General features: G+C 62.7%; 12 protein-coding genes. 5 read left to right on the top strand and 7 right to left on the bottom strand.

What is annotated here, in order from left to right; genetic code table 11:
- Positions 1–49: 49 nt before the first annotated feature.
- Complete coding sequence (locus O7A70_RS19735) at positions 50–1264, bottom strand: deoxyguanosinetriphosphate triphosphohydrolase (protein ID WP_337129323.1); 1215 nt, start codon at positions 1262–1264, stop codon at positions 50–52.
- 76 nt (positions 1265–1340) lie between these two features.
- Between O7A70_RS19735 and erpA the strand changes: the two genes are divergently transcribed.
- From erpA to O7A70_RS19715, 4 genes are all read left to right on the top strand, one after another.
- Entirely contained in the window at positions 1341–1688 is a 348-nt protein-coding gene (gene erpA, locus O7A70_RS19730) for an iron-sulfur cluster insertion protein ErpA (protein ID WP_140508725.1), read from the top strand.
- Positions 1689–1695: 7 nt separating this feature from the next.
- On the top strand, positions 1696–2088 hold the full coding sequence (locus O7A70_RS19725; RefSeq protein WP_337141865.1) for a VOC family protein: 393 nt from the start codon (positions 1696–1698) through the stop codon (positions 2086–2088).
- A 7-nt stretch (positions 2089–2095) separates the two neighbouring features.
- Positions 2096–2890 carry an exodeoxyribonuclease III gene (gene xth, locus O7A70_RS19720; RefSeq protein ID WP_140711439.1) on the top strand — a complete coding sequence of 265 codons (795 nt, stop codon included), beginning with the start codon at positions 2096–2098 and terminating at the stop codon, positions 2888–2890.
- 90 nt (positions 2891–2980) lie between these two features.
- Positions 2981–3298, top strand: coding sequence for a hypothetical protein (locus O7A70_RS19715; RefSeq protein WP_337141864.1), 318 nt, complete (start codon positions 2981–2983; stop codon positions 3296–3298).
- A 165-nt stretch (positions 3299–3463) separates the two neighbouring features.
- On the opposite strand, the gene O7A70_RS19710 is transcribed toward O7A70_RS19715, so the two are convergent.
- From O7A70_RS19710 to O7A70_RS19690, 5 genes are all read right to left on the bottom strand, one after another.
- On the bottom strand, positions 3464–4312 hold the full coding sequence (locus O7A70_RS19710) for a tetratricopeptide repeat protein (RefSeq protein ID WP_027146788.1): 849 nt from the start codon (positions 4310–4312) through the stop codon (positions 3464–3466).
- Positions 4299–6023, bottom strand: coding sequence for a dihydroxy-acid dehydratase (gene ilvD / locus O7A70_RS19705; RefSeq protein WP_337141863.1), 1725 nt, complete (start codon positions 6021–6023; stop codon positions 4299–4301). The genes O7A70_RS19710 and ilvD overlap by 14 nt, the downstream gene beginning before the upstream one ends.
- A gap of 291 nt (positions 6024–6314) precedes the next feature.
- Complete coding sequence (locus O7A70_RS19700; RefSeq protein WP_337141861.1) at positions 6315–7562, bottom strand: OmpP1/FadL family transporter; 1248 nt, start codon at positions 7560–7562, stop codon at positions 6315–6317.
- Positions 7563–7921: 359 nt separating this feature from the next.
- Complete coding sequence (locus O7A70_RS19695) at positions 7922–10705, bottom strand: valine--tRNA ligase (protein WP_337141860.1); 2784 nt, start codon at positions 10703–10705, stop codon at positions 7922–7924.
- 301 nt (positions 10706–11006) lie between these two features.
- Positions 11007–11837: a PopZ family protein gene (locus O7A70_RS19690; protein ID WP_337141859.1), complete on the bottom strand. Its 831-nt coding sequence runs from the start codon at positions 11835–11837 to the stop codon at positions 11007–11009.
- Here O7A70_RS19690 and O7A70_RS19685 point away from each other — a divergent pair.
- A complete protein-coding gene (locus O7A70_RS19685) occupies positions 11779–12096 on the top strand; it encodes a hypothetical protein (RefSeq protein WP_337141917.1) in 318 nt (105 codons plus the stop codon). The genes O7A70_RS19690 and O7A70_RS19685 overlap by 59 nt on opposite strands.
- On the opposite strand, the gene O7A70_RS19680 is transcribed toward O7A70_RS19685, so the two are convergent.
- On the bottom strand, positions 12093–13478 hold the full coding sequence (locus tag O7A70_RS19680; RefSeq protein WP_337141857.1) for a TolC family outer membrane protein: 1386 nt from the start codon (positions 13476–13478) through the stop codon (positions 12093–12095). The two genes, O7A70_RS19685 and O7A70_RS19680, sit on opposite strands and share 4 nt — an antisense overlap.
- Positions 13479–13515 lie beyond the last annotated feature (37 nt).

The raw sequence follows: 13515 nt of genomic DNA, 5'->3' as shown, positions 1-13515 counted from the left end.
GGCGGCTTTGTGACGAATCCGGCCCTTTGGCCGGCAAATCGAGCCCGCCCTAGCTCAAATCCGGGGTGCGGTCAAACAAACGCCTGTGTTCCTTGAGCGCGTAGGTGTCGGTCATGCCGGCCAGGAAATCGGCGACGCTGCGCGCCTTGATGCGATCCTGCGCGCGGTCCAGCCCTTCGCGCCAGCCGTCCGGCATGGCGCGCGGATCGGCGAAATAGACATCGAACAGGTCCCTGACGATCTGCTCGGCGTCCGCGCGCACCCGCATGACCTCCTCGTGCCGGTAGAGGTGCTTGTAGAGGAAGGCCTTCAGTTCCTTCTCGGCTTCCGCCATCTCGGCCGAAAAGGTCACCATCGTCTCGCCCGCCGCCCTCACCGCGTCGGCACTCGGCGGCCTGATCCGCTCCAGATTGGCGGTCGTCGACTTGATCACATCCTCGACCATGGCCGTGATCTGCCGCCGCATCAATTCGTGACCGGTGCGCACGTCATCAAGCCTCGGATAGCGCTCGCGCACACTCGTCAGGATCGTTCCGGGCAGCGAAACGCCCTTCAGCATGTCCAGCGTCAACAGCCCTGACCGCAGCCCATCGTCGATATCATGCGTGTTGTAGGCGATGTCGTCGGCAATCGCCGCGCACTGCGCCTCGATGCCGGCGAACCGGTCAAGTTCGAGATCCTGCAATTGCGAGTAGTCGCGGATCGCCTGCGGTACCGGCCCTTTCAGGCCTTGGCCGCTGCTGTCGGTGAGCGGACCATTGTGCTTGACCAAGCCTTCCAGCGTTTCCCAGCTCAGATTGAGCCCATCGAATTCGGCGTAGCGAGCCTCCAGCCTGGTCACGATGCGCAGCGATTGTGCGTTGTGGTCGAAGCCGCCCCAAGCCGCCATCTTTTCGTTCAGCGCGTCCTCGCCTGTGTGGCCAAAGGGCGTGTGGCCGAAATCATGCACCAGCGCCACCGCCTCGGCGAGATCCTCGTCGCCGCGTAGCGCCCGCGCCAGCGCACGCGCGATCTGCGCCACTTCGATCGAATGGGTCAGCCTTGTCCGGTAGTGGTCGCCTTCATGGGCGATGAAGACCTGCGTCTTGTGTTTGAGCCGCCGAAACGCCGTCGAATGGATGATCCGGTCGCGGTCACGCTGGAACGGCGTGCGGGTCGGACTTTCCACCTCGTCGAACAGCCGGCCGCGCGAGCGGGCCGGATCCGTGGCATAGGCCGCGCGTGGCCGATAGCCGAATCCGATGTCGCCAAGCTCATTTGTCATGGCTGATGCTGCCGCAGTTGACTTGCCCCGTCGCGCTTCATACCTATCATGTGAAACCGAAAGCAAGGTGACGCCTATGGGCGCGGATGCCAAGACCGCCATGAAAGTCGAGATGACCGAGGCTGCCGCCAAGCGGATCGCCAGGATTGTTTCGGCCGAAGCCGGCAAGACAGCGCTGCGCGTTTCCGTCGAAGGCGGCGGCTGCTCCGGCTTTTCCTACAAGTTCGACCTCGTCGACACACGCAACGACGACGACGTCGCCATCGAAAAGGATGGCGCCACGGTGCTGATCGACGATCTGTCCCTGGTCTATATGGGCGGTTCGGTCATCGACTTCGTCGACGATTTGATGGGCCAGTCGTTCCAGATCAGGAACCCGAATGCGGTCGCCTCCTGCGGCTGCGGCACCAGCTTCTCCATCTAGGACCGAGATGCCCGCAACCGGCGCGGTTCGTCAGGTTGCGCTCTCCGCCGGTCGCGACCTCGACGCGACGTTGGCCTTTTGGCGCGATGTCCTCGGCATGAGCGTTCATGCCCGCTACGATCCGCCCGGCATCGCCTTCATCATGGCCGGCGATGTCAGGCTGTTGTTCACCGATGGCATCCCGGCCGGCACCATCTATCTCGATAGTGTTGGCCTCGAAGCCTTCCACGCCGAGGCAAGGGCAGCCGGCATTCCCTTCACCGCGCCGCCGACGCTGGTCCATCGCGACACCGAGGGGCAGTTCGGTCCGGCGGGGGAAAGCGAATGGATGGCCTTTATAAAGGACCCGGCAGGCAATACGATCGGACTCGTCGAACGCCTTCCGTCGCAGGAACAATGAGACCGTCATGAAAATCGTCACCTGGAACATCAATGGCGTGCGCGCCCGCATCGGCAACCTGACCCATTGGCTGACCGAAAGCGCGCCCGACATCGTCTGCCTGCAGGAGATCAAGACGGTCGACGAACAGTTCCCGCGCGCCGAGATCGAGGCGCTTGGCTACAATGTCGAAATCCACGGTCAGAAGGGCTTCAACGGTGTCGCGCTGCTGTCGAAGCTGCGCTTCGACGAGGTTATCAAAGGCCTGCCGGGCGACGATGCCGACGAACAGGCGCGTTTCATCGAAGGCGTGTTCTCGACCGACAAGGGGGCGCTTCGCGTCGCCTCGCTCTATTTGCCGAATGGCAACCCGATCGATGACGAGAAGAAGTTTCCCTATAAGCTGTCCTGGATGGCGCGGCTGGAGCGCTGGGCGCAGGAGCGCCTGAGGCTGGAAGAGGCGCTGGTGCTGGCCGGGGACTACAACGTCATCCCCGAGCCGGTCGACGCGCGATTTCCCGAGAACTGGCTGGGCGACGCGCTGTTCCAGCCGCAGACGCGGCAAGCCTTCCGGCGGCTGTTGAACCTCGGCTTCACCGAGGCGGTGCGCGCGGTCACCGATGCCTCGGACACCTACACCTTCTGGGACTATCAGGCCGGCGCCTGGCAGAAGAACAACGGCATCCGCATCGACCATCTGCTGTTGTCGCCGGAAGCCGCGAACAGGTTCTCATCGGCCTCGATCGAAAAGCATGTGCGCGCCTGGGAAAAACCGTCCGATCACGTCCCGGTTGCCATCGACCTCGCCTTGCTGCCGGCCTGACCTGGGGCCTGCCGCTGCGGGCTAGTGCCAGGCACGCCGATGCCGGAGGACCTTATATCGCCACATTCCGACGCATGATGGGAGATCATCATGGCGGCCGGGGTTCCCATGACCATTCGATTTGCTCTTTGTCCGATCGGCTTGGCATTCGCCACGGTCGCGATCGTGCCGGCCCTCGCCGCGCAGGAATGTCTTGCCAATGGAAAATCCTATCCGGTCGGCCAGGTCGCCTGCCTGACGGTCGCCGATCAGAGTCATTTGGCTCGCTGCGACATGGTGCTGAACAACACATCCTGGACCAAGGTTGGCGATAGCTGCCCCGCAAACACCATGGCGCCGCAGGTGCACGTCACGCCGATCTCGACACCCGCGCCAAGCATGGTGCCGACGGAACCGACCGAAAACTGATTTTCTTCTGGATTGCCTCGCCTTCAGGTCGAGACGAGCCTTGATAGGCCGACGCTGCCCCTCAGTGCCTTGCTGGCGTTTGTCGCTCGAAAAGCCAAGCAGTTGGCTTTTCGTCCACTACACGGATCGCTCCTCCGCTCGTCGCATGGTGACGGGAGAAAGAGCCTACTGATCGGTGTTGTTGCCCTTGGTCAGGATATCGTCCGCCAGCGAGATCGCGGTGCGGCGGTCGGCTTCGCCGGCCGCGGCGAACGCCTCTTCCTGCATGCCGCGGATCCAGGGCTGATCGGCCGGCGACGCACGCTCGAGGGCCGCGGTCATCATCGCCAGGCCGCGCACGATCTTGCCGCTCTGGAACAACAGGTGGCCAAGCGTCGCCTGTGCGCCGGCATGGCCCTTCTCGGCGGCGAGCTGGAACCAGCGCCCGGCCTGTTTGACGCTGGCCTTCACGCCGCCCTCGCCCTTCAGGAACATCTGGCCCATCTCGAACTGGGCGTTCGGATTGCGGTAGTTGGCGGCGGCGCGCATGTAGTATTCCTGCGCCGCCACCTCGTTCTCGGTGACCGGGCTGCCTGGAATGCCCGTGCGCAGATAGTCGCCGAGCGCCACCAGAGCGTCGGAGACGTAGCTTTCTTCCGGAGAGCCGGGCTCGACGTCCTGGTCGACGATCTCCGAGAAGAACTTGAACGCCTCATAATCGTCGCGGGCCACGCCGTCGCCTTCGGCATACATGCGGGCAAGCTTCCAGGTGGCGCCGATCTGGCCGTTTTCGGCGGCGTATTTATAGGCCTCGGCGGCCTGCTCCTTGTGGCCACTCTTGTAGGCGGAGAAACCGAACTGGAACACCGCCCAGGGGCTCGACTGCGGCTTCACGCCGGTCTTGTCGTCGAACACCTTGTCGTCGAAGGCCATGGCCTGGCCCACGGCGCCAAAGATCGCAACCGCGACCAGTGCCGAAAGGACGGATGACCTCAACAACTCTGGTGTTGACTTCAACAACTCAGATATCCGCATAGCAGTGTGTTTCTTTCGCACCGCCCGGATGGGTGACCGCGCCATCCCTGGCGGACCCTACCGTTTGTGCGTATTTCCATATCGCGCCAGACTGATAGTCGGTCGTGCGCGCCTTCCATGTCTTCGCTCGCGCCGCCAGCTCGCTCTCGGACAGCGCCACCTCGATCGTGCCGTTCACCGCGTCGATCGTGATCACGTCGCCATCCCTGATGAGACCGATCGGGCCGCCCACCGCCGCTTCCGGCCCGACATGGCCGATGCAGAAGCCGCGTGTCGCGCCCGAGAAGCGGCCATCGGTGATCAGCGCCACCTTGCCGCCCATGCCTTGGCCGTAGAGTGCCGCAGTCGTCGACAGCATCTCACGCATGCCCGGGCCGCCGCGTGGTCCTTCATAGCGGATGACCAGAACCTCGCCTTCCTGATAGGCGCGGTTCGTCACCGCCTCAAAACATTCCTCTTCCGAATCGAAGCAGTGCGCCGGGCCGGAGAATTTCAACTCCGCCATGCCCGCGACCTTCACGATCGCGCCTTCGGGGGCAAGGTTTCCCTTCAACCCCACGACACCGCCGGTTTGGGTAATTGGTCTGTTGGCCGGACGGACCACATCCTGGTGTTCATTCCAGGCAACATGCTCCATATTTTCGGCCAAAGTACGGCCAGTGACCGTCAGGCAATCGCCATGCAGATAGCCGTGGTCGAGCAGCGTCTTCATCAGCAGCGGGATGCCGCCTGCCTCGAACATGTCCTTGGCGACATATTTGCCGCCTGGCTTGAGGTCGGCGATGTAGGGTGTCTTCTCGAAGATTTTCGCCACGTCGAACAGGTCGAACTTGATCCCCGCCTCATGCGCGATCGCCGGCAGATGCAGTGCCGCATTGGTCGAGCCGCCGGTGGCCGAAACCACGGTCGCCGCGTTTTCCAGCGCCTTCAGCGTGACGATGTCGCGCGGGCGGACGTTTTTCGCGATCAGCTCCATGATCTTTTCGCCCGAGGCGAAATTGAAACGGTCGCGCATTTCGTAGGGCGCCGGTGCGCCGCAGGAATAGGGCAGCGCGAGGCCAATTGCCTCCGCGACGGTGGCCATGGTGTTGGCGGTGAACTGGGCGCCGCAGGAACCGGCCGACGGACAGGCGGCCTGCTCGATTTCAAGCAGCTCGGCATCGTCGATCGTGCCGACCGAGTGCTGGCCGACCGCCTCGAACACATCCTGCACCGTGATCTGGCGGCCGCGATAGCTGCCGGGCAGGATCGAACCGCCATAGATGAAGATCGACGGCACGTTGAGCCGCACCATGGCCATCATCATGCCGGGCAGCGACTTGTCGCAGCCGGCGAGGCCGACCAGCGCATCGTAGCAATGGCCGCGCATCGTGAGCTCGACCGAATCGGCGATGACTTCGCGCGACACCAGGGACGACTTCATGCCCTGGTGGCCCATGGCGATGCCGTCGGTGACGGTGATGGTGCAGAACTCGCGCGGTGTGCCGTTGGCGGCTGCGACGCCCTTCTTGACCACCTGCGCCTGGCGCATCAGCGAGATGTTGCAGGGTGCCGCTTCGTTCCAGCAGGACGCGACGCCGACCAGCGGCTGCGCGATCTCGGCCGCCGACAGGCCCATGGCATAGAGATAGGACCGGTGCGGCGCACGCGCCGGACCGACAGTCACATGGCGGCTAGGGAGCTTAGCCTTTGAAATGACCTTGGCGTCCATTCTCATCCTTGCCGCGGGCGGTGCGGCCCGTCCCATCGCCGAGCCTTTTGGCGCATGTCCCGGGACAAGATCGAGGTGCGCCGGGTTTATGGCGGGAAATGGGCAATTTCCTCGGCCTGCCCCTTAGCGGAGGGGTTGTTCAGAAAGTGTTGCTGAAACGTCACAATTGCGCGAGGCGGCGGAGAGCGCGGCTTATATGCATCGCCGCTTGGATAACAGACTTGACGGCAACCCAGGCTCAAACGAAAAAGGCCGAGCATCGCCCGGCCTTTTACTACCATTTTCAGAGGCTTAGAACTTGATCTTGAGGCCGCCCGAAATCGCGGTGACTAGGTCGTTGCCGAAGTCATAGCTGACCTCTTTACCGGCGACGTAGCCGTTCTCACCTGCCACTGTACCCGAATGGCCGCTGGTCAGGACGCCGATCGCACCAGCCAGACGAACCTCGATGTTGGGCTTGGGCGTGTAGGCGACGCCGCCGCCCAGCGTCCAGGTGTCGGTTTGCGACCCAAAGCCATGCGAGGTGCCGCGATCCCAGGAAAGCTGCCCAGCCGCACTCCACTCATCGTTGAATTTATGACCGATGCCGCCCGCAACCGTCCAGCCGTCACGATACATCAGATCCAGCGACGTGATCTGACCTGAATGCAGAGCATCACCTGTAACGCATGCCGCGGCGGGAGTACCTTGCACGCAAATCGGAACACTCTGCAGTAGGCTCCAGTTGACCCACTTGAGCGAACCAAAGGCAAGCCAGCCGGGCGCTATGCCTGACTGCAACTTCAATTCCACCGTGTCCGGCATGTACTCGGTCGCGCCGTAGATCGGCAGCACGACACTGCCGACATGCGTCAAATCCAGCGTGCCCGTGATGTTGTCGAGCTTGACCCGCGAATTGTAGACGAGGCTAGCGCGCAGCGCGATCTCAGGGATTTCATAGGCCAAGCCAGCGCGCCAGCCCCACCCGGTGCCTTTGAGATCGACTCGGCCGGTGCCCTGGAAGCCCGGCACCAGCGGCGACACCAGGTCTTCCTTGAAGCCATAGACTTCCTGATAGTAGACGCCCCCGATGAAGCGGACCTGACCTTTGCCGGCGTCCATCTTGTAGGAGCAGGTGCCGGCATAATTGTTGCTCTTGATGTCGGTTTCCATATTGGACTCGGCACCGGCCCAAAGACCCGGATTGGTGTGTGCACCCCAGGGCTGCGAATAGTCGAACATACAATCGACGCCCTGGACGACCTGCGCCTTGACGCCGATGCGCGGCACCCAATAGTTCTCGCTGTCATTCGCCGTGCTGCCCAAGAACGTGACGTTTCCGTCACTTGGATCTGTATCCACCGCATTCTTAAGCTTGCGTTGCGGCATCACATAAGTCGCTTCCGCTTCCGTGGCGAACGGCGCAGGATCGAAAAGCAAATCGATGTCGTAGCCACCGCGCTCAATGCCGCCGGCATGCGCCGGGTTCATCGCCGAACCCATCAAAGCCAACGAAAAGCACCCTGCCCCCAGCAGTGCTTTCAGACGCAAATTGTTCATGGACATCCTCCCCGAATAACTATTGGATCAAGCTAGAACCAATTCACGTTAACGGTGCAATAACGAATACGTTGGGCGTACATGTACATGTTCGCCCAACGCATTTCGGGCAAAATGCAGGCGGACGCCGCGACGCCAAAAAACGGTCTTTGGTGAGGTTCACCGCTCCAAAAGAGGGAAAAAGCGACCGGAAAGGCTCAAAAAAGGCCGATTTAAGCGGTCTGCGGCCCCATTGTTACATTATGGCAACAATGGGGCAAAAACTTCCGTTTACGTCAACATTAACGCAACGGAATGCCGGTTTTCGAGGCACGAGACCGCCCATTTTAGAGGGCGCTAAAATCTCCCGAATCTGCCCTTCAGCCGGCGTCACGAACCCTGGTCAGCGCCACCGAAAGCTTGTCCTGCGCGTCGCGATATTCTGCGAGCTTTTCCCGTTCGCCTTCGACGATCTCGGCCGGCGCGCTGGCGACGAATTTCTCATTCGACAGCTTCTTGTGCAGGCGCGCGATTTCCTCGGTCACCTTGACCAGTTCCTTTTGCAGCCGCACGGCCTCCGCCGTGAGGTCGATCAGGCTGCCAAGCGGCAGGCAGATCGTCGCCTCGTTGAGCACGATCTGCGCCGACCCCTTGGGTGCCGCATCGGCGAGCGAGATGTCGCCGACGCGCGCCAGCCGCTTGATCGCGAACTCCTCGCGAACCAGTCGTTCGCGCGTCACGTCGTTGGCGCCGACCACCACGAGCGGCGCAATGGCCGCCGGCGGCACGTTCATCTCAGAGCGCACCGAGCGGATGCCGGAGACGAGATCGACCAGCCAGTTGATGTCGGCGGCTGCTTCCGCGTCCTCGAAATCCGGCGACGGCCATGCGGCATGGCACAGCAGCGAGGCCCGTTCCCTGCCTTCGCCCGCCGTTTGCGCCCACAACTCTTCGGTCATGAACGGCATCATCGGATGAAGCAGCTTGTAAATCTCGTCGAGCACGAAGGCGACGCAAGCGCGGCTTTCAGCCTTGGCCGCCTCGTCCGTGCCCATGAACACCGGCTTCAGCAGTTCCAGATACCAGTCGCAGAACAGGTTCCAGACGAAGCGGTAGGCCGCTCCAGCCGCCTCGTTGAAGCGGTACGAGGTGATGCCGTCGGTGATCTCGCGCGCGGCGCGCGTCAACTCGGTCAGGATCCAGCGGTTGACCGCCAGCTTGGCGTCGTTCAGCCAGAAATCGTCATTGCGCGCGACTTCGTTCATCTCGGCAAAGCGCGTCGCGTTCCACAGTTTGGTGCCGAAATTGCGGTAGCCGGCGATGCGCGCCGGGTCGAGCTTCACGTCGCGCCCCTGCGCCGCCATCACGGTCAGGGTGAAGCGCAATGCGTCGGCGCCATATTCGTCGATGAGATCGAGCGGGTCGATGACGTTGCCTTTCGACTTCGACATCTTGGCGCCGTTCTTGTCGCGCACCAGCGCATGGACATAGACGGTGTGGAACGGTTCCTCGTCCATGAAGTTCAGGCCCATCATCATCATGCGGGCAACCCAGAAGAAGATGATGTCGAAGCCGGTGACCAGCACGTCGGTCTGGTAGTAGGTCTTCAGCTCCGGTGTCTGGTCCGGCCAGCCAAGCGTCGAGAACGGCCACAGCGCCGACGAAAACCAGGTGTCGAGCACATCCTCGTCGCGGATCAGGATCTCGCCCGGCTTGAAGTTCTCGAGCTTGTCCTCGACCCAGGCCTTCCATGGCCCTTCCAGAGCCAAATAATATTCGATCGCCGCACTCAGCGCCTCTTCCTCGGTCTTCTCGACGAAGACGCGGCCGTCCGGCCCATACCAGGCCGGAATCTGATGTCCCCACCACAACTGGCGTGAAATGCACCAGGGCTGGATGTTCTCCATCCAGTCGAAATAGGTTTTTTCCCAATTTTTCGGGACGAAGTTGGTACGACCTTCGCGCACCGAGGCGATCGCCGGCTTGGCGAGCTCGGCCGCATCGGCATACCATTGTTCGGTGAGGAACGGTTCGATCGGCACGCCGCCGCGGTCGCCATGCGGCACCGCATGGCGATGCGGCTCGACCTTGTCGAGGAAGCCGCCGGCCTCCATCAGTTCGACGATCTTCTTGCGCGCGACGAAACGGTCGAGGCCGTCGAGTTCGTCCCATACCGCCTGACGCTCTGGTGTCACCTCGAGGCCGGCGAGGAAGTCCTCATTATCCCTGAGCTTGATGGCGGCTTCGACGGTGAGGATGTTGATCGCCGGCAGCTTGTGGCGCTTGCCGACCTCGAAGTCGTTGAAATCATGCGCCGGCGTGATCTTGACCGCTCCCGACCCCTTTTCCGGATCGGAATACTCGTCGGCCACGACAGGGATCTTGCGCCCGACGATCGGCAGGACGACGTTCTTGCCGATGAGATGCTGGAACCGCTCGTCGTCGGGATTCACCGCGACAGCCGTGTCGCCCAGCATCGTCTCGGGACGAGTCGTCGCCACGATGATGAAGGTTTTCGGGTTTTCCGGATCGAAGGCCGCGCCTTCGATCGGATAGCGGAAATGCCAGAGATTGCCGTTGACCTCCTGCTGCTCGACCTCGAGGTCGGAGATCGCGGTCAACAGTTTCGGGTCCCAGTTCACAAGGCGCTTGTCCTTGTAGATCAGCCCTTCCTTATAGAGCGTGACGAACACTTCGAGCACGGCCTTGGACAGGCCCTCGTCCATGGTGAAGCGTTCGCGCGACCAGTCGGCGGAGGCGCCGAGACGTTTCAGCTGGTTGAAGATCAACCCACCCGATTCGGCCTTCCATTCCCAAACCTTCTCGATGAATTCTTCGCGGGTGAGATCGCGGCGATGGATCTGCTTTTCCATCAGCCGGCGCTCGACCACCATCTGCGTGGCGATGCCGGCATGGTCCATGCCGGGCTGCCACAGGACGTTCTTGCCACGCATGCGCTCGAAGCGAACCAGAATGTCCTGCAGCGTGTTGTTGAGCGCATGGCCCATATGCAGCGAGCCAGTGACATTGGGCGGCGGAATGACGATGGTGAAGGCCTCGGCCCCCTCCTCCGCCCCGGCGCCGGCGCGAAACGCGTCGGCTTCCTCCCACACCTTGGCGATCTTCGGCTCGACGGTCTTGGCGTCGTAGGTCTTTTCAAGCATGGGGAAACGGTCCGCGCTGTCGGGATTTTGCTGGTTCGGTGTAAATCGGAAGGTCCTGGCCAAGTCAACCGCGAGGCCGCCCGGGATCATCACAAGCAGATAGGCGCGGCCCTGTTCATTTCAACGGACGGCCGTAAGGCATCGTTGCGAACCGAGCCCTGGGGCTCCCGCACCTTCATTGTCAGCGACCCCCGACGGCAATTTGATCGCCTTTGCCAGTTCGGCGACCAGCGGTTGACCTCGCCACAACGAGAAACGCCGCCTCGACGGCGGCGCTTCTTCTGGAATGCAAGCCTGGACGCTACTGTGCCCCGCGTGCCACGCGCTCGATCTCTTCGCGCACCAGCCTTTCGACCAGCGTCGGCAGATTGTTGTCCAGCCAATCCTGCAGCATCGGCCGCAGCATTTCTTCGGCCATCTCGTCGAATGTCTTCTTGCTGCGGCTTGCAAAGGCGTCGGACAGTTCGCCGAAGGCGGCAGCAACCTGCCGGCCGGTATGTTCGGAAAGAATCGCGGGACGCACCGCATGCGCTTCGTTTGCCGCCGCGCGCGCCTGGGCCGTGCCCGGAGCATCGCTCGACGAAGACCGCTCGGTCGCGGGGTCCACCGCCGTTTCGCTCGCCGCCACCTCCGGCCGTGCCGCTGGCTTGCGGATGCTCCGGTCCGGCATCGCCTTGGCTTGCTCGCCAACCGCCGCGATCTCGCGACGCCAATCGGCGATAATGGCTTCACTCGCCGCAAGCTCCGCGGGAGCCGCTGGCGCGTCGCGGCTGGGCACCGGCTCGGCGGCAACCCGGGCGCTGACCTCGGCCAATGTCGTCGGCGTCCTGCCAACAGCCGGATCGGCACGTGGCGGCGCTTCCGTGCGTGCGATCGCCGGCTGTACGGCTGGCGCCTGGACTTCCGCCATAGCGGCCGGTTTCCTGACCTCGGGAACGGCATGCAGTTCGGCGCGGAACGCGTCTATATCGGCGGCCGCAACAGCACTCGGCGCGGGCTCCAAATCCTGCTGCAACTCATCGGCCTCGCCAGGCTGCTTGCGACCGTTGTCGCTGTCTTCGATGATCCTCCTGATGGAAGCCAGTATCTCTTCCATGGAGGGTTCGCGCTGTGCGCTGCTTGCCGTTGCCATCGTCACATCCGCCGCCCTTGTGACCCGTTGCAGGTTTCCGCTCCGGCAACAGCCGGATTCGAATCATGACGACAGCGTAACCGACGGATCGCCGCACGAGAATCCCCAATCTGGGGACATGTGGGATTTCAACAGATTAGAGCGATTCCGCCAAAGCCGCGTGACGGCCCCCGTCAGCAACCCATCGAAGGACAACGACAGTCAGGCGTTTCCGATCGAACCGCTCAACCCGGAAACGCCGTTCGAACGAAAGGCCTAGCGGCCGTCCGGCGTGCGCAGGCCGATCCACTTGTCCTTGACGGCGTTGTAGTGCTCTTCGGGCTTGTATTTCGTCACCTGCAGCGCAAGCCGGTCGACCGACAGGTGGCCGATCGCGGAGAGGATGGCATAGCTCGCCACGACCACGTCGTGTTCGGAATTGGCCTGGTTGATCTTGGCCGTGATTACGGTGGCCTGTGCATTGAGCACGTCGAGCGTCGTGCGCTGGCCGACATTGCGCTCCTCGATGACGCCGTTCAGCGCCAATTGTGCGGCTTCGATCACCTGCCTGTTGGCGGATACGCTTTGCTGCGCGGCGGTGTATTGCGACCATGCCGTGGCGACAGCCTGGCGGACCTGGTCGCGGCTGACGTCGACCTGGATACGCGCTTGCCCGAGCGACTCCTTGTTCTGCCGCACGATCGCCGAGGTCCGGCCGCCGGAATAGATCGGGATGGTCAGCGTCGCGCCGATATTGGCCGAGGTCGAATTGCCGTTGGAACCCGTCACGTCGGGGATGGAGTTGCGGTAGTTTTCCGAAACGCCGGCCGAAGCCGACAACTGCGGCAACAGCGCGCCCTCGGACGATTTCACCGTGAACCCCGCGGCGTCGACCAGATGCTGGGTGGCAAGGATGGCCGGATGTTCGGCCGAGCCGATGGCGATAGCGGCGTCAAGGCTCGACGGCAGCAACCTGCCCAATGGCGAAGCAGGCTTGAGCTTGCCGGGCTCGTCACCGACGACCTGGTGATAGGTCGCGGCACTTGCCAGCGCCTGCGCGCGGGCCGCGCTCAGCGATGCCACCGCGGAAGCGCGCGAGGCATCGGCCTGCGCGACATCGGTGCGGGTGCCTTCGCCGACCTCGAAGCGCGAGCGCGCGGCGCGTGCCTGCTCGGTCAGGAACTGCAGGTTCTGTTCGGTCAGCACCGCGATCTGCCGGTCGCGAATCACGTCCATATAGGCGGTAGCCGCATTGAACAGGGTGTTCTCTTCGGTGTTTCGCAGGCTTTCGACCGACGCCTTGACCTGGGATTCAGCCGCCGCCACGTTGTTTCTCGTCTGGAAACCGTCGAACAGCGACTGGTTGATCTGGATGCCGTAGCTGCCGCTTGTCAGCTTCGAATTGCCGCCACCATTTGCCCGGCGCGTGTTCGTATAGTCGATGTTGGCCGATCCGGTAACCGTCGGACGCCAGCCCGACTTGGCAATGGCCACGCTCTCGTCGGTCACACGCACGCCGGCACGCGATGCATTCAGTGTGGAATTGTACTGATAGGCTTTTGCTAGGGCACCGGTGATGGTTTCAGCCGATGCAGCCAGTGGGGATAGTGCGGTCGCCGAAACAAGGACGGCGGTGAAAAGTGATTTGCGTACTGACGGCACGGTATATCCCTCATTCGTTTTCCATGGGAACCGCGCC

The sequence above is a fragment of the Mesorhizobium sp. Cs1299R1N1 genome, from assembly GCF_037179655.1.
Classification (GTDB): Bacteria; Pseudomonadota; Alphaproteobacteria; order Rhizobiales; family Rhizobiaceae; genus Mesorhizobium; species Mesorhizobium salmacidum.
The sequence above is the reverse complement of the archived record's forward strand: the minus strand, read 5'-3'. Positions and strand labels throughout refer to the sequence as shown.

Excerpts from the sequence above, each read along its gene's own strand:
- O7A70_RS19735 (WP_337129323.1), bottom strand. The coding sequence starts at position 1,264 with ATGACAAATGAGCTTGGCGACATCGGATTCGGCTATCGGCCACGCGCG.
- erpA (WP_140508725.1), top strand. The coding sequence starts at position 1,341 with ATGGGCGCGGATGCCAAGACCGCCATGAAAGTCGAGATGACCGAGGCT.
- O7A70_RS19725 (WP_337141865.1), top strand. The coding sequence starts at position 1,696 with ATGCCCGCAACCGGCGCGGTTCGTCAGGTTGCGCTCTCCGCCGGTCGC.
- xth (WP_140711439.1), top strand. The coding sequence starts at position 2,096 with ATGAAAATCGTCACCTGGAACATCAATGGCGTGCGCGCCCGCATCGGC.
- O7A70_RS19715 (WP_337141864.1), top strand. The coding sequence starts at position 2,981 with ATGGCGGCCGGGGTTCCCATGACCATTCGATTTGCTCTTTGTCCGATC.
- O7A70_RS19710 (WP_027146788.1), bottom strand. The coding sequence starts at position 4,312 with ATGCGGATATCTGAGTTGTTGAAGTCAACACCAGAGTTGTTGAGGTCA.
- ilvD (WP_337141863.1), bottom strand. The coding sequence starts at position 6,023 with ATGGACGCCAAGGTCATTTCAAAGGCTAAGCTCCCTAGCCGCCATGTG.
- O7A70_RS19700 (WP_337141861.1), bottom strand. The coding sequence starts at position 7,562 with ATGAACAATTTGCGTCTGAAAGCACTGCTGGGGGCAGGGTGCTTTTCG.
- O7A70_RS19695 (WP_337141860.1), bottom strand. The coding sequence starts at position 10,705 with ATGCTTGAAAAGACCTACGACGCCAAGACCGTCGAGCCGAAGATCGCC.
- O7A70_RS19685 (WP_337141917.1), top strand. The coding sequence starts at position 11,779 with ATGGAAGCCAGTATCTCTTCCATGGAGGGTTCGCGCTGTGCGCTGCTT.
- O7A70_RS19690 (WP_337141859.1), bottom strand. The coding sequence starts at position 11,837 with ATGGCAACGGCAAGCAGCGCACAGCGCGAACCCTCCATGGAAGAGATA.